Source organism: Microbacterium sp. Cr-K32 (assembly GCF_000708345.1).
In the GTDB taxonomy this organism is placed as follows: Bacteria; Actinomycetota; Actinomycetes; order Actinomycetales; family Microbacteriaceae; genus Microbacterium; species Microbacterium maritypicum_A.
In genome coordinates this window covers 474,383-496,291 of record NZ_JARD01000028.1, presented here as the reverse complement: position 1 = coordinate 496,291, position 21,909 = coordinate 474,383, and the positions used below count along the sequence as shown (strand labels likewise).

Below are 21,909 nucleotides of genomic sequence, written 5' to 3'. Positions count from 1 at the left end.
CGGCGTCGGTCTCTGCGCTTCCGGTCGCAATTGTTGCCGCCCTCGCGCGACGGAGGCGGCGTCAACTGCGACCGGAACGCAGGCGGATGCTACTCCGCGCGCAGGCGCAGCTGGGCCATACCGCCGTCGACCTCGATGAAGGTGCCGGTGGTCGATCCCGCTGCGGGGCTCACGAGGTAGGCGACCGCAGCGGCGACCTCGTCGGGGCTGACCAGGCGTCCGTGCGGCTGGCGTGCTTCGAGGGCGGCGCGCTCGGCGGCGGGGTCGGCTGCCGAATCGAGCAGTCGGCCCACCCACGGGGTGTCGGCGGTGCCGGGGTTGACCGCGTTCACACGGATGCCCTCGCGCAGGTGGTCGGCTGCCATCGCGCGGGTGAGGGCTGCGACGGCTCCCTTCGACGCGCTGTAGAGCGCCCGTTGCGGCAACCCTGTCGTGGAGGCGATGGATGCCGTGTTGCAGACCGCGGCGGACGGAGACTTCCGCAGCCAGGGGAGGGCTGCCGAGGTGACGCGGGCGATGCCCGTGACGTTGACCGAGAGCACGCGCGCCCACTCGTCGTCGTCGTTCGCGGTGATGTCGCCCTGTGCGCCGATGCCGGCGTTGTTGACGACGATGTCGATGCGCCCGAACCGCTCGGCCACGGCGCTCACCGCCGCGTCGACACTCTTGCGGTCGGAGACATCGGCTGTGAAGGCGGCGAAGGCGGGGTCGGCCGCCGTGGTGTCCCGGTCGAGGACCGCGATGCGCGCTCCGTCGGCGTGCAGACGCTGGGCGATCGCCACGCCGATCCCTGATGCTCCACCGGTGACGATCGCCACCAGTCCGTTCAATGCGCTCACTTCCGGGCCTCCCATGCCACGAACTCCTGCCGTTGACGGCCGAGGCCGTCGATCTCGATCTCGACCACGTCGCCCGCGGCGAGATAGGGGTACTTGCCCGACAGGGCGACGCCCTGCGGCGTGCCGGTGAGGATGAGGTCACCGGGCTCCAGCGTCACGTACTGCGAGAGGTGGTGCACGATGTGCTCGACGGTGAAGATCATGTCGCTCGTGTTCGAGTCCTGCCGCGGCTCGCCGTTCACGAAGCTGCGAAGACCGAGCGCGTGGTGATCCACCTCGTCGGGGGTGACGAGCCAGGGCCCGGTGGGGTTGAAGCCGGCCGCGATCTTGCCTTTCGACCACTGCCCGCCCGAGACGGCCATCTGGAAGTCGCGCTCGGAGACGTCGTTCGCGGCGACGAAGCCGGCCACGTGCGCCATCGACTCGTCGGGGGAGTCGAGGTAGGCGGTGCGGGTGCCGATCACGATGCCGAGCTCGACCTCCCAGTCGGTCTTCTCGCTGCCGCGCGGGATCGTGACCGCATCGTTCGGGCCCACGACCGTGTTCGGCGTCTTGAGGAAGAGGATCGGGATGGTGGGCGGCTCCGACCCCGACTCGGCGGCGTGAGCGGCGTAGTTCATGCCGATGCAGATCACGGCACTCGGGCGGGCGATCGGGGCGCCGACGCGCAGCGATGCGGCGTCCGCGAGTTCGGGGAGGTCTCCGGCATCGCGGGCGGCAACGACGCGGGCGACGAAGTCACCCTCGAGGAAATCGCCGTTCACATCGGATGTTACGGGGCGGAGGTCGAGGTATCGGTCGCCCTCCACGAGGACGGGGATCTCATTCCCGGGGGTGCCGAGCCGCGCGAACTTCATGTTTCTCCTGATCGGTCGGGAGGCCGCGATGAGGCGGCCGGTCTCGTTGACAGTATAGACATCCGATGTTTACACTCCAAGAGATCCGCGCGGAAGAAATCAGCCGCGCATCGAGAGGAATCCCGTGAGCCGTATCGTCGCCCTCGACACCACCGACATCCGCTTCCCCACGTCCCTGAGCCTGGACGGGTCGGACGCGATGAACCCCGACCCCGACTACTCGGCCGCGTACGTCATCGTGCGCACCGACGCCGACGACGACATCGATGGCCACGCGTTCGTCTTCACGATCGGCCGCGGCAACGACGTGCAGGTCGCGGCCATCGACGCGCTGGCAGGTCACCTGGTGGGTCGCGAGATCGAGCCCCTCCTCGACGACATGGGCGGCACGTTCCGCGACATCATCGGCGACTCGCAACTGCGCTGGCTCGGGCCGGAGAAGGGCGTCATGCACATGGCCATCGGCGCGGTCATCAACGCGCTGTGGGACATCAAGGCCAAGCGCGCCGGCCTTCCGCTCTGGCAGCTGCTCGCCCGTATGACGCCGGAGGAGCTCGTCGACCTCGTCGACTTCCGGTACCTCACCAACGCCCTCACCCGCGACGACGCCCTCGAGATCCTGCGTGCCGCCGAGCCCGGTCGGGCCGAGAGGGAACAGCAACTGCTCGCCTCCGGATATCCCGGCTACACCACGAGCCCCGGATGGCTCGGCTACTCCGACGAGAAGCTCGAGCGCCTCGCCCGCGAAGCGATGGCCGACGGCTTCACCCAGATCAAGCTCAAGGTCGGCGCCGACCTCGACGACGACATCCGCCGCTTCCGCAAGGCGCGTGAGGTGTGCGGGCCCGACTTCCCGATCGCGATCGACGCGAACCAGCGCTGGGAGGTGTCGGAGGCTATCGAGTGGGTCAACGCGCTCGCCGAGTTCCACCCCGCCTGGATCGAGGAGCCCACCAGCCCCGACGACGTGCTCGGTCACGCCGAGATCGCTCGCGGCGTCGCACCGATCCGCGTCGCGACGGGCGAGCACGCCCAGAACCGCGTCATCTTCAAGCAGCTGCTGCAGGCCGAGGCGATCTCCGTCATGCAGATCGACGCCGTGCGCGTCGCCGGCGTGAACGAGAACATCGCCAACCTGCTGCTCGCCGCGAAGTTCGACGTGCCGGTCTGCCCGCACGCCGGCGGTGTGGGCCTGTGCGAGGCTGTGCAGCACCTGTCCATGTTCGACTTCGTCGCCGTCACCGGCACGCGTGAGGGCCGCATGATCGAGTTCGTCGACCACCTGCACGAGCACTTCGTCGTGCCCACCGACATCCAGGGCGGTTCGTACATGGCACCCACCGCGCCGGGAACGGGCATGGAGATGAAGGCCGACAGCATCGCGACCTACACCTGGAAGGGTGCACATGTCGGTGCCTGATCGCGCGGGAGTGCCTGACCGCCTGACCGTCCCGTCGCTCGGCTACGGTGCCGCGAACGTGGGCAACCTGTTTCGGCCGCTGACCGATGACGAGGCCTGGGCCGTGCTGGATGCCGCGTGGGAGAGCGGCATCCGCTTCTACGACACGGCGCCGCATTACGGGCTCGGACTCTCCGAGCGTCGGCTCGGGGCCTTCCTGCAGACCAAGCCGCGTGACGAGTACGTGCTCTCGACCAAGGCCGGGCGCCTGCTGCGGCCGAACCCCGACCACGTCGGCGGCGGTCTCGACACCGCGAACGACTTCCACGTTCCCGATGACCTGCAGCGCGTGTGGGACTTCTCGGAAGCGGGTATCCGCACGAGCGTCGACGAGTCGCGCGAGCGCCTCGGCATCGAGCGCATCGACCTTCTCTACCTGCATGACCCTGAGCGGCACGACCTCGACCTCGCGCTCGCCGAGGCTCTGCCCGCGATGGAGGGGTTGCGCGCCGATGGCGAGGTGACCGCGATCGGCATCGGCTCGATGGTGTCGGATGCGCTCGCGGCGGCCGTGCGCTCGGCCGACCTCGACCTCGTCATGGTGGCCGGTCGCTACACGCTCCTCGAACAGCCGGCTGCGGTCGATGTGCTGCCCGCATGCCGCGAGACCGGGACCGGGATCGTGGCGGCATCCGTCTTCAACTCGGGTCTGCTCGCGTCGAGCGAGCCGCGTCGCGACGGACGCTACGAGTACGGGCAGCTGCCGGACGAGCTGTGGGACCGGCTCGTGCGGATCGCCGCCGTGTGCGCCGACCACGACGTGCCGCTCCCCGCGGCGGCGATTCAGTTCCCGCTGCAGTCCGACGTCGTGCGATCGGTCGTGGTGGGCGGCAGCCGCCCGGCGCAGCTGCGGCAGAATGCGGAGTACGCAGCGATCGAGATCCCGACGGCCCTGTGGGAGAACCTGGCGGCGGAAGGGCTCATCCCCGCCTGATCGACCCGTCGCCGGAATCACCCGACGCCTCACCGAGAGGAGCACTCGTGCTCGAAGGAATCCATCCCCTGCTCACCGGAGAGCTGCTGCTGCACCTCGATCGCATGGGGCACTCCGATGCCGTGGTCGTCGCCGACGCGCATTTCCCGGCATGGGGTCTGGGCGCACGGGTGATCGATCTCCCCGGCACGACGACCCCCGAGGTCGTGGCGGCCATCCGCACGGTGCTCCCTCTGGATGATGCGCCCGGTATCGACCTGATGACCTCGGCTGACGGCGAGGTGCTCGACGTGCAGAACGAGCTGATGGCCGCGGCGGGGACGGCCGTGGATACGACGGCTTTCGTCGAGCGGTTCGCCTACTACGAGGTCGCGAAGGCCGCGTACCTGCTCGTGCGCACGGGCGAGACCCGCAAGTACGGCAACGCGCTGCTGCGCAAGGGTGTCGTCGGGCACGCGTCGGCGTGACGCCGTTCACCACCCGGGAACGGCCTCGGCGGAGGCGGCCGGATCGGCCGTTTCGACTCTGAGCTGCTCTCTTCTCCTGAGTTGTGAACACCCGGGAGCTGTGAACACCGGGAGTTGTGAACGCCGAGTTCAGCGACCGACGGTCGATTCCCGCACGATGAGCTCGGCAGGGAACGGCGTCGTCGCAGGCGGGGGAGCCGAGGGATCGGCGAGCTGCTGCAGCAGGGCGGCCCCGGCGGCGCGGCCGATCTCGTAGCCGGGTTGCCGCACGCTCGTGAGCGGTACGACGCCCTGGTGGGCCTGCGCCACGTCGTCGAAGCCGACCAGCGCGATCTCCTCGGGCACGCGGATTCCGTGGCGCAGCAGCGTGGTGAGCACGCCGAGCGCCACCATGTCGTTCGCCGCGAACACGGCGTCGGGTCGTTCGGAGGCGGGCATCGCGATGATCTGCGCGCCGGCCTGCAGGCCGTCCTCTGTCGCCAGGTGCGGTACCTCGATCGTGGATACCGTCACGTCGGTGCCGGCCACCGCTTCGCGCAGCCCGGCCAGGCGGTCGTTCGACTGACTCACGGCCGGATTGCCGAGGAACAGGATGTGCTCTCGCCCGAGTCCGACGAGATGCTCGCCGGCGAGCCGCCCCCCGGCGCGGTCGTCGAACAGCACGGAGGCGACCTTCGACGAGTCGGGGATCGGGCCCACGACGACCGAACGGATGCCGCGATCGGCGAGCCCCTCCAGGCGCGGCACCACGTCGCCGAGCGGATAGATGACGATGCCCTGCACCCGGTGCGCCTCGAACATGTCGAGGTTGCGCCGCTCCTGCGCGTCGTCGCGATTGCTGTTGCTGAAGAACAGCGACCAGCCGCCCTCTCGCGCCACGTCCTCGACCCCACGCGAGAGGTCGTGGAAGTAGGGCAGCCAGGCGTCGAGAAGGATGAGCGCGAGAGCCTTGCTCGATCCTGCACGCAGCTGCCGGGCGGATTCGTTCGGCACGAAGCCGAGTTGTTCGACCGCCGCGCGCACCCGCTCCCGCGTCGCGGCTCCGAGCACGTGCGGATGGTTGAGGTAGTTGGAGACGGTGGAGGAGGAGACTCCGGCGAGGGCGGCGACGTCCTTGACGCTCGCGGGCATGGGGCTCCTTCGTCATCTTTGTCTTCATCGTCGCCGCGTCGGTCGGGGCTCCTGACCACGTCGGCGGCCTCAGGATATCGGAGGAGTTGCAACGTGCCAAGAAAGTTCTTGACAGGGCTCGTCCGACCGACGTAGCGTGACTCGCACACCGGGGTTGGCACGTGCCAACCCCGGACGGCGACGGTGCCGCACACCCGCTGGGAGAGGTCTCATGAACATCGGCTGCCACGGGCTCGTCTGGACGGGGAACTTCGATGCCGAGGGCATCCGTCTGGCGGTGCGCAAGACCAAGGAGGCGGGTTTCGACCTCATCGAGTTCCCGCTGATGGACCCGTTCTCGTTCGACGTCTCCGTCGCGAAGGACGCGTTGGAGGAGTACGACCTCGCCGTCAGCGCCTCGCTCGGACTCTCCGAGGCGACCGACGTCACCAGCTCCGACCCCACGATCGTCGCGGCCGGCGAAGCCCTGCTCCTGAAAGCCGTCGACGTGCTCGCGGATCTGGGCGGTCAGCACTTCTGCGGGGTGATCTACAGCGCCATGAAGAAGTACATGGAGCCGGTGACGGCCGAAGGGCTCGCGAGTAGCAAGGCCGCGATCGCGCGGGTCGCCGACCATGCCGCCGAGCGTGGGGTCTCCGTCGCGCTCGAGGTCGTGAACCGCTACGAGACCAACGTGCTGAACACGGCGAGGCAGGCTCTGGAGTATGTCGCCGAGGTCGATCGGCCGAACCTCGGGATCCACATCGACACGTACCACATGAACATCGAGGAGTCGGATATGTTCGCGCCGGTCCTCGATGCCGCCCCCGCCCTGCGCTACGTGCACATCGGCGAGAGCCACCGTGGCTATCTCGGGACCGGGACGGTCGACTTCGACACGTTCTTCAAGGCGCTCGGCCGCATCGGCTACGACGGTCCGATCGTCTTCGAGTCGTTCTCGTCGGCGGTCGTCGCCCCCGACCTCAGCCGCATGCTCGGCATCTGGCGCAACCTCTGGAACGACAACGTCGAACTCGGCGCCCACGCGAACGCGTACATCCGCGACAAGCTCGTGGCGGTCGAGTCGATCCGCCTCCACTGAGTGGGAATCCGGCCGGGGGAGCATCGGAAGATCAAGATGTCATTACAGGTCTTCCCCATCCGGCCGTCATTAGATACATTTAGATACAACTTGCGCTGCCCGTAGCGTAGGACGCAGAATTGATCCGATGTTTGCGACGGAATGATCCGTCGACGTCGAAGCAGAACCTTCAAGGAAGCAGGTGAGCGCATGAGTGGACCCATCCTCCGGGTCGAGGGGATCAGCAAAGGATTCCCCGGCGTGCAGGCGCTGAAAGACGTGCACCTCGAGGTGCACGCCGGCGAGGTGCTCGTGCTCGTGGGCGAGAACGGCGCGGGAAAGTCGACCCTGATGAAGATCCTCTCCGGGATCTACACCAAGGACGAGGGCACGATCACGTTCGAGGGTCAGGAGGTCGAGCTCACGAGCCCCCTCCAGGCGCAGGAGCTCGGCATCACGATCATCCATCAGGAGCTCAATCTGATGCCCGATCTGACCGTGGCGCAGAACATCTACGTGGGGCGAGAGCCCACCACGGGGCCGTTCCTGTCGGAGCGCAAGCTGAACGCGCAGACCGCCGACCTGCTGCAGCGCCTCGACATCCACCTGAACCCCCGTCAGCTCGTCGGCGAGCTCACGGTGGCCGAGCAGCAGATGGTCGAGATCGCCAAGGCGCTGTCCTTCAACGCCAAGGTCCTCATCATGGACGAGCCCACCTCGGCCCTCACCGACACCGAGGTCGAGACGCTCTTCGTGCTGATCGAGCAGCTCAAGGCACGCGGCACCGGGATCGTCTACATCTCGCACCGCATGGACGAGCTGCGCCGTCTGGCCGACCGCGTGACCGTCCTGCGTGACGGCACATACATCGGATCACTCGACAAGTCCGAGATCACCATCCCGACGATCATCGAGATGATGGTCGGGCGTGTGATCGACGAGGGGACCCGCCCCCAGGCCCGCGAGCACGCGAACGACCCCGTGGTCCTCGAAGTGCAGGGTCTGTCGACCAAGAGCCTCTTGAAAGACGTCTCGTTCCAGTTGCACAAGGGTGAGATCCTCGGCTTCGCCGGGCTCATGGGCGCTGGTCGCACCGAGACCGCCCGTGCGGTCATCGGTGCCGACCACCGCGACAGCGGCACGATCGCCATCGACGGTCGCGCGGTGCGCATCGCCCAGCCGGCGGATGCCGTGCACCACGGTGTCGGATACCTCTCGGAGGACCGCAAGCTCCTCGGACTCATGCTCGAGCAGGACGTGACGTTCAACACCGTGCTCGCATCGCTCGGCTCCTACGCCAATGCGATCGGCTGGATGGGCGACAGCAAGGCGAAGAACCGTACCAAGGAGTACGTGCAGCAGCTGCGCGTGAAGACGCCCTCGGTCAACCAGGTCGTCAAGCTCCTCTCCGGAGGGAACCAGCAGAAGGTCGTCATCGCCCGGTGGCTGATGCGCGACTGCGACATCCTCATCTTCGACGAGCCGACCCGAGGGATCGACGTCGGCGCGAAGGAGGAGATCTACCGCCTCATGCAGCAGCTCGCTGACGCAGGCAAATCCATCATCGTCATCTCATCCGAGCTCCCGGAGATCCTCCGTGTGGCGAACCGCATCGCGGTCTTCGCCAACGGTCGCATCACCGGGACGCTCCGCAACGAGGAAGCAAGCCAGGAGAAGATCATGCAACTCGCAGCCCACGGGGAGGAAGACTGATGAGCGCTCCGCAGCAGCCCGGATCGTCGACGACGACGATCATCCAGACCGCCGTGAACGAGAACACCGACAAGAGGGACGTCGGGGCGTTCCTGAAGCGTCAGTTCCAGCAGTCGCTGGCGTTCGGCACGCTCATCGTGCTGATCATCTTCTTCTCGATCGCCAGCCCCAACTTCTTCACCTTCAGCAACATCGCCACCGTGCTGCTGTCGACCGCCGTCATCGGCATCCTCGCCCTCGGCACCACCTTCGTCATCATCACCGGCGGCATCGACCTGTCGATCGGCACCGGCATGGCGCTGTGCGCCGTGATGACGGGTGTCTTCGTGACGAACATGGGGCTCCCGGTATGGGTCGGCGTCATCGGCGGCATCCTGACCGGCGTGCTGATGGGGCTCGTCAACGGCGTGAACATCACGTTCCTCCGGCTTCCTCCGTTCATCGCCACCCTCGCGATGATGATGATCGCCGGCGGCCTCGCCCTCGTGATCTCGGGGGTCGCACCGATCTACTTCTCCACCTCGGCCCCCGACTTCAAGAAGATCGCCCTCGGCGTGATCATCCCCGGCATCCCGAACGCCGTGCTCGTCACCGCCGTGCTCGCGATCATCGCCTACCTGGTGCTGTCGAAGACGCTGCTCGGCCGCTACACGTTCGCGATCGGATCGAACGAAGAGGCCACGCGCCTCTCGGGTGTCAACACGCGTCGCTGGACGATCCTGATCTACATGTTCGCCGGGGCGTTCACCGGCGTCGCGGGCATCGTCATCGCCTCCCGCCTCGACTCGGCCCAGCCGCAGATCGGCACCGGATACGAACTGCAGGCGATCGCCGCGGTCATCATCGGCGGCACCTCGCTGCTGGGCGGACGCGGATCGATCCTCGGCACCGTGATCGGCGCGCTCATCATGAGCGTGCTCGTGAACGGCCTGCGCATCATGTCGATCCAGCCCGAGTGGCAGAACATCGTCGTCGGCGTGGTCGTGCTGCTCGCGGTGTTCCTCGACTCGCTCCGCAACCGACAGCGCACCTGAGACCTGGACGGCGGCGAAACCCGTGCCCGTCGTCGTCCTCCGGCTCCGGCCGGCTCCGCGGAGACATCCGCACAGGCACCTGGAATGTCCACAGCGCCGGCCCGTCCGGCATCCACACAGAACAAACCGAGCCGTACCCAAACAATGGAGTTTTCATGAAATTCGGGAAGAAGACCGCACTCGTGGCCCTCGTGGCCGCATCCGCACTGGTGTTCGCCGGCTGTGCCGGCGGTGGCGGCGACGTGATCGAGGAAGGCTCGAGCAGCGGCGGCAGCAACGACGGCGAGATGTACATCGCCATGGTCTCGAAGGGCTTCCAGCACCAGTTCTGGCAGGCCGTGAAGAAGGGTGCAGAGGACAAGGCGAAGGAGCTCGGCGTGAAGATCACGTTCGAGGGCCCCGCAGCCGAGACCGAGATCGCCGGCCAGCTCGAGATGCTGACCGCTGCGATCGACAAGAACCCGGACGCCATCGCCTACGCCGCCCTCGACCCCGAGGCGTGCGTCGCTCCGCTCGAGCAGGCCAAGGCGAAGGACATCCCCGTCGTCTACTTCGACGCCCCCTGCAACGGTGACGTCGGGCTCAGCCTGTCGGCCACCGACAGCAAGGTCGCCGGTGCGCTCGCTGCCGAGCACATGGCCGACCTGATCGGCGGCGAAGGACAGGTCGCGATCGTCGGCCACTCGCAGATCAACTCGACCGGTGTCGAGCGTCGCGACGGCTTCGTCGACAAGATCAAGGCGGACTACCCCGACATCGAGATCGTCGACATCCAGTACGGCGACGGCGACCACCTCAAGTCGGCTGACATCGCCAAGACCCTGATCGCGGCACACCCCGACCTCAAGGGCATCTACGGCACCAACGAGGGCTCGGCCATCGGCGTCGTGAACGCCGTGAACGAGCTGGGCCTCGAGAAGGGCAAGATCACCATCGTCGGCTTCGACTCCGGTGCCGCACAGATCAACGCCATCAAGGACGGCACCATGGCCGGTGCCATCACGCAGGACCCGATCGGCATCGGCGCCCAGGTCGTGCAGGCGGCCTACGACGCCGCCAACGGCAAGGACGTCGAGAAGTTCTACGACACCGGTTCGTACTGGTACGACAAGAGCAACATCGACGACCCGAAGATCGCCGCTGTGCTCTACGAGTGACACCGCATGCATGAAGAAGCCCCTCACCTTCGGGTGGGGGGCTTCTTCGTGTTCGGGGCCGGCATGGGGCGGCGTTCGACGATCGAGGACAGAATCTGTCCGGGGTGGCTGTCAGAGTGATCGCGACGAAAGGACACACACCATGAGCAGCACTCCCGCCCTCCCGGCAGGATCGAACACCATCAACCCCTTCCTCATGACCGACGACGCGGCCCGCATCATCGACTTCGTGATCGAGGTCTTCGGGGCGACCGACGTTCCCGAGGCCCGCACCGTCGACACCGACGGACTGATCCTGCACTCAGAGTTGCGCATCGGCGATTCCGTCATCACTGTCGCCGACCGCAAGCCCGACTGGCCCTTCACTCCCGGATTCCTCCAGGTGTACGTCGACGACGTCGAGGGAACGCTCGCACGAGCCGTCGAACTCGGCGCCCGTATCGTGACCCGGCCGACCGACTTCTTCGGAGATACGTTCTCGCGCTTCGCCGACCCCTCGGAAAATCTCTGGTGGGTCTACGCCCATGTTCCGCAGGATCAGACGGGGGATGCCGACGGAGCGGACGTTGCCACGTGGAACGGATCTACGGACGGTGGAGAGGCCGAAGGGCACGATGCCGCCGAAGACGACTGGTCGAGTTTCACCTCGCCAGAGCTCGAGTACATCCACGAGAGCCTTGTGGAGGCGATGGCAGCCCTGCGGGATCCCCGGCTCGATCGCTGAACGGCGTCGCAGCCGTCAGAGGCGGCGGAGGAAGGTGAGCTGCGACGTCGGTTCGACGATGAGCTCCTGCAACGCCACGTTGAAGGGGACTCCGGCGGGGGCGGCGATGTGCGCCTGGAAGGCCGCCTCGTCGCGGTAGACCTCGTAGACGAAGAAGCGGTCGGGGTCGTCGACGAGCCGGGTCGCATCGAAGACGACGTTGCCCTCCTCGGCGCGCACGACCTCGGCGAAGTCACGCACCAGGGCGGCCACGCGATCGCCGGCTCCGGGCTGGGCGGTGAACGTGGCGTGCAGGATGGTCGGCTCGGACACGGTGTCTCCTCGGGGGTGTCGGGGGTGGAAGCGGATGCTCATGGCCATGCTCGTGCTCAGGGCGCGGATCAGGGCGGCAGGGTCAGGGCGAGAGGGTCAGCAACCGCGCCGGGGTGGACACGAGCATTCGATGCACGGCCTCGTCTCCCACGGCCGCGCGGAGGCGCGGGAGGTAGCGGTCGCCGAGGTAGGCGAGTCCGGGCATGCCGCCGTACGCGATGTACCTCGTGCGCCGGGCGACGTCGCCGCCGAGCACGATCCGGTCGCCGGCACCACGCTCGACCACCGCGACGGTCAGGGCGAGCAGTTCGGCGTCGGAGCGGGTGCGCGGACGCGCGAAGCCGTCGTACCCGAGGTGGGCACCGCGTTCGGCGAGCGACGCGTGCAGCCCGGGGTCGGGGTCGCGGTCGGCGTGCGCCAGCACGACACGGTCGGCGGACACGCCCTCGGCCCCGAGCAGGTCGAGCACCTCGTGGGCTGCCGTGCCGAACTCCAGATGCACCATGACCGGGGCGCCCGTCGCGCGGTGCGCCTCGGCCACGGCGATCAGGGTGGTGCGCTCGAACGGGCTGATGCGCCAGTAGTCGGCGCCGCCCTTGAGGAGACCTGCGCGCACGGGGCTGCCATCGGGTGCCGCGGCGAGGGGCGCCTCGGGTGTCTCGAAGATCTCCCCGTCGTCGGCGGGCATACCGCGCGTGATGTCGGCGATGAAGAGGGCGGCCAGACGGTCGGCGGTCCACACCTGCATCGGATGGTCCGCGCCGTAGTGGGCCTCCCGGTGTCGTCCGGTCGTCGCGACGATGTGCAGCCCGGTCGAGGCGCTGATCCGGGCGAGGGCTGCGGGGTCGCGCGCGAGACCGAACGGCGTGGCATCCACCATCGTCTCGAACCCGCTCGCCTGCAGCAGGGCGGCTTCTTCGCCCGAGGCCTTCTCGTCGTCGAGTTCGTCGCCCGGCAGCAGCGGAGTCACCTGGAACAGGTGCTCGTGATAGTCCACCCGCCCGAGGAGCGCAGGGGCGATGTCGCCGAGCACGGTCCGGACGACGGCGGGCATCAGCGCACCGACTCCGCGGCCTCGGCGAGCCGTTCGACGACGTCGGGCGTGAGGTCGAGCTCGAACACGTCGGCCACCACCTGCGACCAGCCATGGATGAAGTAGCGCCACCCGTCGACCACGTGCAGCCCGCGGGCGGATGCCTGAGCCTCGGCCTGGTGCAGGAACTCGAGCGAGCCGCGGTAGTTGAACTCCCATGCGTACGCCCCCTCGGGGAACACCACGGCGTCGGTCAGGGGCGATCCGGGGCGGTCCTTGCCGAGTCCGGTCGCGTTCGCGATGACCGATCCTGCGGGGGCCGCAGCCACCAGGGCATCCGCGTCTGCGGGGGTCGCCGTCACGACGTAGTCGATCAGGCCCTCGCGGGTGCCGTGCTGACGGTGCACCTCGCGCAGGTGGTCGAGCTTGTCCTGTGTGCGGGCGGTGACCGTGATCTTCGACGGGGCGTCGGCCCGCTCGGCCAGTGCCCAGCTCAGCGCGGTGCCCGATCCACCGGCCCCGAGGATCACGACCGCACCGCCCGTTCGAGCGAAGTGATCGGCGGGAAGGAAGTCGTTCAGGGCCAGGTCGACGGTGATCGGATCCTTCGCCCGCCCTGACAGGACCGTGCCGCGCTTCGCGATGCTGGAGATCTCGGAGCACGACACCGCGAACGGGTCGAGCTCGTCGAACAGGTCGGATGCCGCGGCGTACACGTTCATCTTGTGCGTGGTGACGAGCGCGCCGCGGTGATGGGGGTCGTCGCGGATCTGCTCGACCATGGCGCGGTACTGCTCGGGCTCGGCATCCATCGGCAGGTCGTGGCCGACCAGGGTGCGCGTCGGCAGCTCCAGGATGTCGGCCCACAGGGGGAAGACCTTCATGATCGACGACGACGCGGTGGTCACCCCGACGAAGCCCATGTAGTCGGCGGATGCCGGAGCGTGTGCGGTGGCGACGACGTCGGCGGTGGTGGTCATCGGGTCTCCTCGGGGACGGCGACGGGGACGGGGCTGGGGACGGGGTGGGCGGGCTCGGCGCCGGAGAGGACCGCGATCACGTCAGCGAGCGACAGGGACCCCATGTTGTCGACCGCCTGCGTGGTCTGTGCGCCCAGGTGCGGGGTGACGATCACGCGGTCGGCGAGTTCCGGCGCGAGCAGCGGGCTGTCGTGCGCCGCGGTATCGCCGTCGAGGGTGTCGGCCGCGTAGCCGGCGAGGATGCGGTCGTGCAGCGCCTGTGCCACGGCGGCTTCGTCGATCAGGTCGCCGCGGGCGGTGTTGACCAGCACGGTTCCCGGTCGCATGCCGGCGAGGCGCTCGGCGTCGACGAGCCGCTGCCCGCCCGGAGCGTGCAGCGTGATCACGTCGGCGGCGCGGAACAACTCGTCGAGCGAGACGGGGTCCGCACCGCATTCCCGGACGACATCGTCGGGAAGGAACGGATCGGCCGCCAGCACGCGCGGCCCGAAGCCGCTCAGCCGTGCCGCGACACCCTGACCGATGCGCCCGAAGCCGACGATGCCGACCGTGGCGGCGCCGAGCTCGCGACCACGCCGCACACCCCAGTCGCCCGCGCGCACGCGGCGGTCGCCGTCGGGCACGAAGCGGAGGGCCGCGAGCATCAGTCCGACCGCATGGTCGGCGACCGCGTCGGCGTTGGCACCGGGGGTGTTGGTCACCGGGATGCCGCGGTCGCGCGCGGCGTCGAGATCGACGGACTCGGTGCCGACACCATAGCGGGCGACGACCTTGAGCTTCGGGGCCGCGGCGAGATGCGCGTCGGTGACGGACCCGGTGCCGGCTATCCAGGCGTCGGCACCGTGCAGCAGCGACCGCAGCTCGTCGAGGTCGTGGTGGGCAGGCCCGCGCAGGATGCGGTGACCCGCCTGCGCCGCGCGCTCGACCAGGTCGAGGTCGCCATCGGAGAACGAGCGGCTGGTGACGAGGATGACGCCCATCAGCGCGGCCGTCCGGCGAACCACGGCGCGAGAGCCGTGTAGGCGTCGGCGAAGCGGGCGTGCCGCTCGGCATAGACGGCGTGACGTGCCGCATCCGGAATGAACTCGGCCGTGACCTCGCTCAGGGCGCGGGCGGCCGAGAAGTCGGTGAGGCCGAGCCCGACCGCGGCGGTCACCGCGGCGCCGAGACTGTTCGCCTCTTCGACGATCGTCCGGCGGCGCACGGGCACACCCCACACGTCGGCGAGCACCGAGAGGTACACGTCGCTCTGGGCTCCGCCGCCGACCGCGTCGATGCGGTCGATCACGGCGCCGGCTTCGCGGAACGCCTGGATGCAGCTGAGCAGGTTGAACGCGGTGCCCTCCAGCACGGCCCGCACGAGGTGCGCCCTGGCGTGGTGGCGGGCGAGGCCGACGAATGCGCCCCGCGCCTCCGGATCCCACATCGGAGAGCGCTCGCCGAGCAGATAAGGGAGGAAGTAGAGATCGTCGGTGTCGACGTCGGCGGAGGCCTCGGCCGTCAGTCGTCCGGTCTCGGGGTGCGCGGGATCGGGGGAGAGGGCCTCGGCGATCCACTGCACCGAGGCGCCGCCGGCCTGCATGGTGGCGGTCGGCACGAACGAGCCTGGCACGACGTTGTCGAATGTGAAGGTACGCATCGCAGGGTCGTGCAGCGGGGCGTCGGCCGCGAACGAGATCCACGACGATGTGCCCAGGCAGACGTAGGGGCCGTCCTCCGGCGCGACGACACCCGAGCCGACGGCGGCCATCGGGCCGTCGCCGCCGCCCATCACCACACGCACGCTCGCGGGGAGGCCGAGGGCGTCGGCTGCGGCATCCGTCAACGTGCCGGCGATCTGCGTGGATTCCAGGATCTCGGGGAACAACGCCGGGTCGAGGCGCGCAGCCTGCAGCACCTCGTCCGACCACGTGCCCGCGGCCTGGTCGTAGGCGTTCGTGCCCGACGCGTCGGAGCGATCGGTCGCGAGGCGCCCGGTCAGGCGCAGCACGATGAAGTCCTTCGCGACGCAGACGCGTCGCACGCGCGCCCAGGTGTCGGGCTCGTTGTCGCGCACCCACATGACCTTCTCGACGGAGTAGGTGGGGTTGAGGCGGTGGCCCAGGATGCCGTAGGCGCGTTCGGCGCCGATCGCGGCCTCGAGCTCGCGCTGCTGCGCGCCGGCCCTGGTGTCGGCCCAGATGATCGCCGGGCGTGCGGGCTCACCATGGGCGTCGAGCAGCACGGCACCCATCATCTGGCCGCTCACCACGAGTCCGGCGATGTCGGTCGGGGCCGTGCCGGTGCGGGCGATCAGATCGCGCGTGGCGGAGACGACCGCATCCCACCAGTCGGCGGGATCCTGCTCGGCGACCCCGCCCGCGGCGAAGTGCGCGGGGTAGGGGACGGTGACCGAGGCGACGAGACGGCCGTCATCGTGGTGCAGCGACGCCTTGTTCCCGGTGGTGCCCAGGTCGTGCGCGATGATCATGGCCGGAGCCTATTCCGCGTAGGGACGCAGGTCGACGCCGGAGGCTCCGCGGTAGGCGCGCGAGCCCATGCCGTGCTCTAGCACCCAGCCGTAGTCGTGTCCTGCTCCTCCCGGGTACACCGCGAGGAAGGCGTAGGGCTCGTCGCCGGTGTTGACGGAACGGTGAGCCCAGCCCGGAGGGATGTAGCCGATCGTGCCAGGGAGCATGTCGAGCCACTCGGTGCGCTCGCCGTCGAACATCAGCAGTCCGCCCTGCCCCTTCAACGCCAGGTAGATCTCGCCCTGGTGGTCCGGGTGCTGGTGGCCCTTGGTCATCCAGAGCTCGCCGGAGGTGTCGCCGGGCATGATCGTGGTGATCGACTGCGGCAGCTCGCGGTCGATCTCGGGCACGGGGGAGCTGACGACCGTGTAGACCACGGGGTTCTCGCCGGCCGATGCCGCAGCCCAGGCATCTGCGTCGAGGAAGAGCCCCTCGAGGTCGGACATCCGCCGGGTGAGGGTCGGGCCCTCGGGGGAGAGCGTGAGCTTCTCGGCGTCGAAGGCGATCGCCATCGGAGAGATCGGCGGGGTATGGAACTCGGGCATCGGTGCTCCTCGTAACGGTGCTGCGGCGCTGCGCAACCTGTAATGACAGGTTCACTGTACCTGTTATGACAGGTGGCGTCCAGAGCGGATCGCTCCCGCGCGCGATCCGCGGCGCGCATCTGCGCGCGGTGCGGTGGTCGGCGGCGGTCCTCCGGTCGCGGTTGGTGCCGGCTGCTGGTCCTCCGGGCGCAGGTGGTGCCGGTTGCTGCTGCTCCGGGCGCAGATGGTGCCGCCTGATCGGGAAAAACCCGGCAGGAAGTGCGACCGGAACGTGGGGGCCACGCGCGACCGGAACGCGGGGTCAGCCGGGGCCGGAGCGCGCAGCCGGGGGGAGGGCGTCGGAGTCAGTGCCGGGTCACTCGGCCGCGAGCCTCGCTCGGTAGGCGGCGACGGCGTTGCGGTTCGCGCACGTGGTCGAGCAGTACCGCTTCGAGCGGTTGCGCGAGAGGTCGAGGGCGATCGATCGGCAGGTGTCGTCCTCGCACACGGTGAGACGCGACCCCTCGTCGGCGCGGATGACGTCGATCAGGGCCATCGCGGTCTCGATCAGGATGCGCTCGGCGAACGGCTGCTCGTCGGCGACGGCGTGCAGGTGCCAGTCCACGCCGTCATGCCGGCGCAGAGCCGGGGTGAGGCGTGACTCCGCGAGGGCGGCGTTGACGTGCGCGGCCATCTCGTCGCGCGGTGCCAGCAGCATGGTGCGCAGGCGTGGACGCAGCTCGCGCAGCGACGCCACCTCGAGCTCGTCGCGGTCGAGGCGCCCGGTGTACGGGAACTCGCGGAGGAACGTGTCTTCATCGTCGAGGTCGGTCAGTGTGTCTGGCTGTTCGGCGGAGTTCACCAGCCAGACGGCGGACCGCAGCGCCTCCTCCGTGTCATCGGTGAAGATCATGTTGACATCTTACAGCGCGCGCGAGTAGCGTCATCGATCATGAGCACGGTGAGCAGTGACAGGGCGGTCGCTTCCGCCCGCGGGGTGCGCCTCGGGCTGCCGCTGGCGATCGCCGCGGCTTTCGCCTTCGGAATGTCGGGTGGATGGGCGCGCGGGCTCATCGATGCGGGATGGACGCCCGGTGCCGCGGTCACCGCGCGCATCTGGGTCGCCGCGCTCGTACTGCTGATCCCCGCGATCCTGTCCCTGCGCGGACGGTGGGGGCTGCTGCGGCGCAACGCGGGCATGATCCTCGCCTATGGACTGCTGGCAGTCGCCGCGACCCAGCTCTTCTACTTCCAGGCCGTCGCGGTCATGGATGTCGGACTGGCGCTGCTCATCGAGTACACCGCTCCGATCGCGGTGCTGCTGTGGCTCTGGTTGCGGCGGGGGGAGCGTCCGACACGACGGAGCATCATCGGTGCGGCCATCGCCTTCGTCGGACTGGTGCTCATGCTCGACATCCTCACCGGCGCCGACGTCAACGTGGCCGGCATCCTGTGGGCGCTCGGGGCCATGGTGGGGGCGGCGACGTACTTCGTGCTCTCGGCCAAAGCCGACACGGGGCTGCCGCCGATCGCTCTCGCCGGCAGCGGTCTGCTGCTCGGCGCGCTCGGGCTCACCGTGGCCGGCGCGATCGGTGTGCTGCCGATCCGGTGGACGACCGACGACATCGCCTACCGGTTCGGCAGTGTGCCCTGGTTCGTGCCGGTGCTGGCGATGGGCGTCGTCGCGACCGCGCTCGCGTACCTGCTCGGCATCGCCTCGACGCGGATGCTGGGGTCGCGACTCGCCTCGTTCGTGGCGCTCGCCGAGGTGGTCGCCGCGCTCCTGTTCGGCTGGCTGCTGCTCGGACAGCTCCCCGACCTGCTGCAGGCGCTCGGTGGCGTGCTGGTGCTCGTGGGTGTGGTGGTCGTCAAGCTGGGCGAACCCGCGGCGCCGGAGTTCGTGGAGCCGGTGCCTGTGGAGCCGGTGCCTGTGGGGCCGGTGCCTGTGGAGCCGATGCCCGCGGCCGATAATGTATACGGGAAGCACGCCGAGGACGACTTCTGAGCCCGCAGCCTGGCTTTATGTATACACTGAGGGCATGACCATCGCCGTCGAACGCACCTCCGCGAGTGATCGTGCGTACGCGGCCCTGCTCGACGACATCCAGTCCGGCACGCTGGCAGCCGGCGTCGTGCTCGGCGAGGTCGAGCAGGCCGAGCGGCTGGGCGTCAGCCGCACGCCGATGCGCGAAGCGCTCCGGCGCCTCATCGCCGACGGGCTCGTCGTGCAGCAGTCGCCGCGGGTCACCGTGGTGGCGGGTCTCGATGCCGACGACATCCGTTCCCTCTTCGAGATCCGCCGCGCCCTCGAGGAGAGCTCCGCCCGTCTCGCCGCCGCCAGAGGAGACGCGCAGCTCTTCGCGGCACTCGCGGACGAGTTCGCACACGTCGATCTCGACGCCGTCGAGGGACGCGACGCGTACTACGCCCTGATCGCCCGCTTCGATGCCGCGCTCGATGCGGCCGTCGCGAACGACTACATCGCCTCGGCGCTGCGCACCGTGCGCACGCACCTCGTGCGCGTGCGTCGGATGGCCCGGGACAAGCCCGCCCGCCTCGCCGCCTCCGCCGCAGAGCACCGCACCATCGCCGAGGCGCTCGCCGCGCGCGACGGCGACCTCGCCGCCCACGCCACGCACGTGCACCTGCACAACGCGCTCGCCGGCATCCTCGATTCGCTCGACCCCCGCACCACCGTCGACCCCCGCACCACCGTCGACCCCCGCACCAGTGAAGGATAAGAAATGACTGTCACCCACCACGTCCGCGTGCACCGCAGCAACGAGAACCTCGCCAGGGAAGACCAGCTCGCCTGGAAGATCGCCCAGGTCGCCGCCGATCAGGTCGAGGTCGAGCAGGACGTCGTCGACATGATCATCAACCGCATCATCGACAACGCCTCGGTGGCGGCGGCCTCCCTCACCCGCGCCCCGATCAACGCGGCCCGCGCGCAGGCGTTCAGCCATCCTGTCTCCACCGGCGGCGTCGGAGCGAACCTCTTCGGTGCCGCCCTCGACCACCGCACCAGCCCCGAGTGGGCGGCCTGGGCCAACGGTGTGGCCGTGCGCGAGCTCGACTATCACGACACCTTCCTCGCGGCGGAGTACTCGCACCCCGGCGACAACATTCCGCCGATCCTCGCCGTCGCACAGCACACCGGCAAGGACGGCCGGGCGCTCGTGCGCGGCATCGCCACCGGCTACGAGATCCAGATGGACCTGGTGCGCGCGATCTGCCTGCACAAGCACAAGATCGATCACGTCGCCCACCTCGGCCCGTCTGCCGCGGCCGGCATCGGCACCCTCCTCGGGCTCGACGTCGAGACCATCTACCAGGCCGTCGGCCAGGCGCTGCACACCACGACCGCGACGCGTCAGAGCCGCAAGGGCGAGATCTCGACCTGGAAGGCGCACGCTCCGGCCTTCGCCGGCAAGATGGCCGTCGAAGCCGTCGACCGGGCGATGCGCGGACAGACCAGTCCCGCCCCGATCTATGAGGGCGAAGACGGTGTGATCGCCTGGATGCTCGACGGCAAGGACGCGGCGTACGACGTGCCGTTGCCCGCCGCCGGCGAGCCCAAGCGCGCGATCCTCGACTCGTACACGAAGGAGCACTCGGCCGAGTACCAGGCGCAGGCGCTCATCGACCTCGCCCGCAAGCTCGGCATCGAGAACCCGGCGCTGCGCGACCCCGCGAACATCGATCAGATCGTGATCCACACCAGCCACCACACCCACAACGTGATCGGCTCCGGCGCGAACGACCCGCAGAAGTACGACCCGACCGCTTCGCGCGAGACACTCGACCACTCGGTGCCGTACATCTTCGCGGTGGCGCTGCAGGATGGCGGGTGGCACCACGTCGACTCCTACGCCCCCGAGCGCGCGGGCCGCGCCGACACCGTCGCGCTGTGGCACAAGATCACCACCGCCGAAGACGCCGAGTGGACCCGCCGCTACCACTCGGAGGACCCGGCAGAGAAGGCGTTCGGCGGTCGCGTCGAGATCCGCCTGACCGACGGCTCGACAGTGGTCGACGAGATCGCCGTGGCCGACGCGCACCCGCTGGGAGCACGCCCGTTCGCCCGCGAGAACTACATCGCGAAGTTCCGTCTGCTGGCAGAGCCCGTGCTCGAGCCGGCCGAGATCGAGCGGTTCCTCGCCCTCGTGCAGCGTCTGCCCGAGCTGACGGCTGCCGAGGTCGGTGAGCTGTCGATCGTCGCGAAGCCCGGCCTGCTCGAGGCCGCACCCACGCCGGCAGGACTGTTCTGATGCTGTATTCCACCGTCACCCCCGCCGAGAAGCGGCGGCTGTTCCGTGAGCGGCTCGCGAGCGGTGAACTGCTGCGCTTCCCCGGCGCGTTCAACCCCCTGAGCGCCCGCCTGATCGAGCAGAAGGGCTTCGACGGCGTCTACATCTCCGGCGCCGTGCTCTCCGCCGACCTGGGACTGCCCGACATCGGTCTGACCACGCTGACCGAGGTCGCCGGACGCGCGAAGCAGATCGCCCGCATGACCGACCTCCCCGCGATCGTCGACGCCGACACCGGCTTCGGCGAGCCGATGAACGTCGCCCGCACGATCCAGGAGCTCGAGGACGCGGGCCTGGCCGGCACGCACATCGAGGACCAGATCAACCCGAAGCGCTGCGGCCACCTCGACGGCAAGGCCGTGGTCGACGAGAACACCGCGATCAAGCGCATCCGTGCCGCCGCCGACGCCCGTCGTGACGAGAACTTCCTCATCATGGCGCGCACCGACATCCGGGCGGTCGAGGGGCTGGACGCGGCGATCGACCGCGCGAAGGCCCTGGTGGATGCCGGTGCCGACGCGGTGTTCCCCGAGGCGATGCGCACGCTCGCCGAGTTCGAGGCCATGGCCGAGGCGCTCGACGTGCCGATCCTGGCGAACATGACCGAGTTCGGCAAGAGCGAGCTCTTCTCGGTCGACCAGCTGCGCGACGCGGGAGTGAACCTGGTCATCTGGCCGGTGTCGCTGCTGCGCATCTCGATGGGGGCTGCGGGCCGCGCACTGGATACCCTGAACGAGGAGGGGCATCTGACCTCGAAGCTCGGCGAGATGCAGCATCGCGCCGATCTCTACGATCTGATCGACTACGAGTCGTACAACCACTTCGACTCCGGCGTCTTCAACTTCACCATCACGAAGGAGTGACC

At 68.9% G+C, this 21,909-nt stretch carries 22 protein-coding genes; 12 read left to right on the top strand and 10 right to left on the bottom strand.

What is annotated here, in order from left to right:
- Nucleotides 1-89: 89 nt before the first annotated feature.
- Both GZ64_RS0116840 and GZ64_RS0116835 read right to left on the bottom strand, forming a co-directional pair.
- A complete protein-coding gene (locus GZ64_RS0116840; protein WP_029267788.1) occupies nt 90-854 on the bottom strand; it encodes an SDR family NAD(P)-dependent oxidoreductase in 765 nt (254 codons plus the stop codon).
- On the bottom strand, nt 836-1,696 hold the full coding sequence (locus GZ64_RS0116835; protein ID WP_029258500.1) for a fumarylacetoacetate hydrolase family protein: 861 nt from the start codon (nt 1,694-1,696) through the stop codon (nt 836-838). Before GZ64_RS0116835 ends, GZ64_RS0116840 begins: the two co-directional genes overlap by 19 nt.
- A gap of 124 nt (nt 1,697-1,820) precedes the next feature.
- On the opposite strand from GZ64_RS0116835, the gene GZ64_RS0116830 reads away from it, so the two are divergent.
- The 3 genes from GZ64_RS0116830 to GZ64_RS0116820 are packed head-to-tail and all read left to right on the top strand — an operon-like array spanning nt 1,821 to nt 4,556.
- On the top strand, nt 1,821-3,116 hold the full coding sequence (locus GZ64_RS0116830) for an L-fuconate dehydratase (RefSeq protein ID WP_029267786.1): 1,296 nt from the start codon (nt 1,821-1,823) through the stop codon (nt 3,114-3,116).
- Nucleotides 3,103-4,089 carry an aldo/keto reductase gene (locus GZ64_RS0116825; protein WP_029267784.1) on the top strand — a complete coding sequence of 329 codons (987 nt, stop codon included), beginning with the start codon at nt 3,103-3,105 and terminating at the stop codon, nt 4,087-4,089. Before GZ64_RS0116830 ends, GZ64_RS0116825 begins: the two co-directional genes overlap by 14 nt.
- Nucleotides 4,090-4,136: 47 nt before the next feature.
- Entirely contained in the window at nt 4,137-4,556 is a 420-nt protein-coding gene (locus tag GZ64_RS0116820) for an RbsD/FucU family protein (RefSeq protein WP_021198322.1), read from the top strand.
- Between the two features lie 129 nt (nt 4,557-4,685).
- Here the strand turns inward: GZ64_RS0116820 and GZ64_RS0116815 are convergent, their stop codons facing one another.
- Nucleotides 4,686-5,687, bottom strand: a complete 1,002-nt coding sequence (locus tag GZ64_RS0116815) for a LacI family DNA-binding transcriptional regulator (RefSeq protein WP_029258497.1) — start codon at nt 5,685-5,687, stop codon at nt 4,686-4,688.
- Nucleotides 5,688-5,898: 211 nt separating this feature from the next.
- Between GZ64_RS0116815 and GZ64_RS0116810 the strand changes: the two genes are divergently transcribed.
- From GZ64_RS0116810 to GZ64_RS0116790, 5 genes are all read left to right on the top strand, one after another.
- Nucleotides 5,899-6,768, top strand: coding sequence for a sugar phosphate isomerase/epimerase family protein (locus GZ64_RS0116810; RefSeq protein ID WP_029258496.1), 870 nt, complete (start codon nt 5,899-5,901; stop codon nt 6,766-6,768).
- Between the two features lie 189 nt (nt 6,769-6,957).
- Nucleotides 6,958-8,460 carry a sugar ABC transporter ATP-binding protein gene (locus GZ64_RS0116805; protein ID WP_021198325.1) on the top strand — a complete coding sequence of 501 codons (1,503 nt, stop codon included), beginning with the start codon at nt 6,958-6,960 and terminating at the stop codon, nt 8,458-8,460.
- Nucleotides 8,460-9,494, top strand: a complete 1,035-nt coding sequence (locus GZ64_RS0116800) for an ABC transporter permease (protein ID WP_029258495.1) — start codon at nt 8,460-8,462, stop codon at nt 9,492-9,494. Before GZ64_RS0116805 ends, GZ64_RS0116800 begins: the two co-directional genes overlap by 1 nt.
- Nucleotides 9,495-9,649: 155 nt before the next feature.
- Nucleotides 9,650-10,651: an ABC transporter substrate-binding protein gene (locus GZ64_RS0116795; RefSeq protein ID WP_021198327.1), complete on the top strand. Its 1,002-nt coding sequence runs from the start codon at nt 9,650-9,652 to the stop codon at nt 10,649-10,651.
- Nucleotides 10,652-10,793: 142 nt separating this feature from the next.
- Nucleotides 10,794-11,375, top strand: coding sequence for a VOC family protein (locus tag GZ64_RS0116790; RefSeq protein ID WP_029267782.1), 582 nt, complete (start codon nt 10,794-10,796; stop codon nt 11,373-11,375).
- Nucleotides 11,376-11,390: 15 nt separating this feature from the next.
- Here GZ64_RS0116790 and GZ64_RS0116785 read toward each other — a convergent pair whose 3' ends face one another.
- From GZ64_RS0116785 to GZ64_RS0116755, 7 genes are all read right to left on the bottom strand, one after another.
- Complete coding sequence (locus GZ64_RS0116785; RefSeq protein WP_029267779.1) at nt 11,391-11,687, bottom strand: putative quinol monooxygenase; 297 nt, start codon at nt 11,685-11,687, stop codon at nt 11,391-11,393.
- 82 nt (nt 11,688-11,769) lie between these two features.
- Nucleotides 11,770-12,741 (bottom strand): phosphotriesterase family protein, encoded by a 972-nt coding sequence (locus GZ64_RS0116780; RefSeq protein ID WP_029267777.1) that lies wholly within the window; start codon nt 12,739-12,741, stop codon nt 11,770-11,772.
- Nucleotides 12,741-13,700, bottom strand: a complete 960-nt coding sequence (locus GZ64_RS0116775; protein ID WP_051668147.1) for a shikimate dehydrogenase family protein — start codon at nt 13,698-13,700, stop codon at nt 12,741-12,743. Before GZ64_RS0116775 ends, GZ64_RS0116780 begins: the two co-directional genes overlap by 1 nt.
- The gene (locus GZ64_RS0116770) at nt 13,697-14,704 is read right to left on the bottom strand and encodes a phosphoglycerate dehydrogenase (protein WP_029267773.1); all 1,008 of its coding nucleotides are present in this window, start codon (nt 14,702-14,704) and stop codon (nt 13,697-13,699) included. The genes GZ64_RS0116775 and GZ64_RS0116770 overlap by 4 nt, the downstream gene beginning before the upstream one ends.
- Nucleotides 14,680-16,170 (bottom strand): xylulokinase, encoded by a 1,491-nt coding sequence (gene xylB, locus GZ64_RS0116765; protein ID WP_029267771.1) that lies wholly within the window; start codon nt 16,168-16,170, stop codon nt 14,680-14,682. Before xylB ends, GZ64_RS0116770 begins: the two co-directional genes overlap by 25 nt.
- A 9-nt stretch (nt 16,171-16,179) precedes the next feature.
- Nucleotides 16,180-16,755 carry a glucose-6-phosphate isomerase family protein gene (locus GZ64_RS0116760; RefSeq protein WP_021200322.1) on the bottom strand — a complete coding sequence of 192 codons (576 nt, stop codon included), beginning with the start codon at nt 16,753-16,755 and terminating at the stop codon, nt 16,180-16,182.
- Nucleotides 16,756-17,110: 355 nt separating this feature from the next.
- The gene (locus GZ64_RS0116755; protein WP_029267770.1) at nt 17,111-17,647 is read right to left on the bottom strand and encodes a CGNR zinc finger domain-containing protein; all 537 of its coding nucleotides are present in this window, start codon (nt 17,645-17,647) and stop codon (nt 17,111-17,113) included.
- A gap of 39 nt (nt 17,648-17,686) precedes the next feature.
- Between GZ64_RS0116755 and GZ64_RS0116750 the strand changes: the two genes are divergently transcribed.
- From GZ64_RS0116750 to prpB, 4 genes are read left to right on the top strand one after another with little or no spacing between them, the layout of a single operon-like run.
- Nucleotides 17,687-18,739, top strand: a complete 1,053-nt coding sequence (locus tag GZ64_RS0116750) for an EamA family transporter (RefSeq protein ID WP_081859784.1) — start codon at nt 17,687-17,689, stop codon at nt 18,737-18,739.
- A 34-nt stretch (nt 18,740-18,773) separates the two neighbouring features.
- The gene (locus GZ64_RS0116745) at nt 18,774-19,475 is read left to right on the top strand and encodes a GntR family transcriptional regulator (RefSeq protein ID WP_021200325.1); all 702 of its coding nucleotides are present in this window, start codon (nt 18,774-18,776) and stop codon (nt 19,473-19,475) included.
- A 3-nt stretch (nt 19,476-19,478) separates the two neighbouring features.
- Entirely contained in the window at nt 19,479-21,005 is a 1,527-nt protein-coding gene (locus GZ64_RS0116740) for an MmgE/PrpD family protein (RefSeq protein ID WP_029267765.1), read from the top strand.
- The gene (gene prpB / locus GZ64_RS0116735) at nt 21,005-21,907 is read left to right on the top strand and encodes a methylisocitrate lyase (protein ID WP_029267764.1); all 903 of its coding nucleotides are present in this window, start codon (nt 21,005-21,007) and stop codon (nt 21,905-21,907) included. Before GZ64_RS0116740 ends, prpB begins: the two co-directional genes overlap by 1 nt.
- Nucleotides 21,908-21,909 lie beyond the last annotated feature (2 nt).

What these genes read in the sequence shown, in the direction of transcription:
- GZ64_RS0116840 (WP_029267788.1), bottom strand. Translation starts at nt 854, where the DNA reads ATGGGAGGCCCGGAAGTGAGCGCATTGAACGGACTGGTGGCGATCGTC.
- GZ64_RS0116740 (WP_029267765.1), top strand. Translation starts at nt 19,479, where the DNA reads ATGACTGTCACCCACCACGTCCGCGTGCACCGCAGCAACGAGAACCTC.
- GZ64_RS0116790 (WP_029267782.1), top strand. Translation starts at nt 10,794, where the DNA reads ATGAGCAGCACTCCCGCCCTCCCGGCAGGATCGAACACCATCAACCCC.
- GZ64_RS0116810 (WP_029258496.1), top strand. Translation starts at nt 5,899, where the DNA reads ATGAACATCGGCTGCCACGGGCTCGTCTGGACGGGGAACTTCGATGCC.
- GZ64_RS0116745 (WP_021200325.1), top strand. Translation starts at nt 18,774, where the DNA reads ATGACCATCGCCGTCGAACGCACCTCCGCGAGTGATCGTGCGTACGCG.
- GZ64_RS0116795 (WP_021198327.1), top strand. Translation starts at nt 9,650, where the DNA reads ATGAAATTCGGGAAGAAGACCGCACTCGTGGCCCTCGTGGCCGCATCC.
- GZ64_RS0116825 (WP_029267784.1), top strand. Translation starts at nt 3,103, where the DNA reads ATGTCGGTGCCTGATCGCGCGGGAGTGCCTGACCGCCTGACCGTCCCG.
- xylB (WP_029267771.1), bottom strand. Translation starts at nt 16,170, where the DNA reads ATGATCATCGCGCACGACCTGGGCACCACCGGGAACAAGGCGTCGCTG.
- GZ64_RS0116780 (WP_029267777.1), bottom strand. Translation starts at nt 12,741, where the DNA reads ATGCCCGCCGTCGTCCGGACCGTGCTCGGCGACATCGCCCCTGCGCTC.
- GZ64_RS0116815 (WP_029258497.1), bottom strand. Translation starts at nt 5,687, where the DNA reads ATGCCCGCGAGCGTCAAGGACGTCGCCGCCCTCGCCGGAGTCTCCTCC.
- GZ64_RS0116760 (WP_021200322.1), bottom strand. Translation starts at nt 16,755, where the DNA reads ATGCCCGAGTTCCATACCCCGCCGATCTCTCCGATGGCGATCGCCTTC.
- GZ64_RS0116805 (WP_021198325.1), top strand. Translation starts at nt 6,958, where the DNA reads ATGAGTGGACCCATCCTCCGGGTCGAGGGGATCAGCAAAGGATTCCCC.
- prpB (WP_029267764.1), top strand. Translation starts at nt 21,005, where the DNA reads ATGCTGTATTCCACCGTCACCCCCGCCGAGAAGCGGCGGCTGTTCCGT.
- GZ64_RS0116755 (WP_029267770.1), bottom strand. Translation starts at nt 17,647, where the DNA reads ATGATCTTCACCGATGACACGGAGGAGGCGCTGCGGTCCGCCGTCTGG.
- GZ64_RS0116800 (WP_029258495.1), top strand. Translation starts at nt 8,460, where the DNA reads ATGAGCGCTCCGCAGCAGCCCGGATCGTCGACGACGACGATCATCCAG.
- GZ64_RS0116750 (WP_081859784.1), top strand. Translation starts at nt 17,687, where the DNA reads ATGAGCACGGTGAGCAGTGACAGGGCGGTCGCTTCCGCCCGCGGGGTG.
- GZ64_RS0116835 (WP_029258500.1), bottom strand. Translation starts at nt 1,696, where the DNA reads ATGAAGTTCGCGCGGCTCGGCACCCCCGGGAATGAGATCCCCGTCCTC.
- GZ64_RS0116775 (WP_051668147.1), bottom strand. Translation starts at nt 13,700, where the DNA reads ATGACCACCACCGCCGACGTCGTCGCCACCGCACACGCTCCGGCATCC.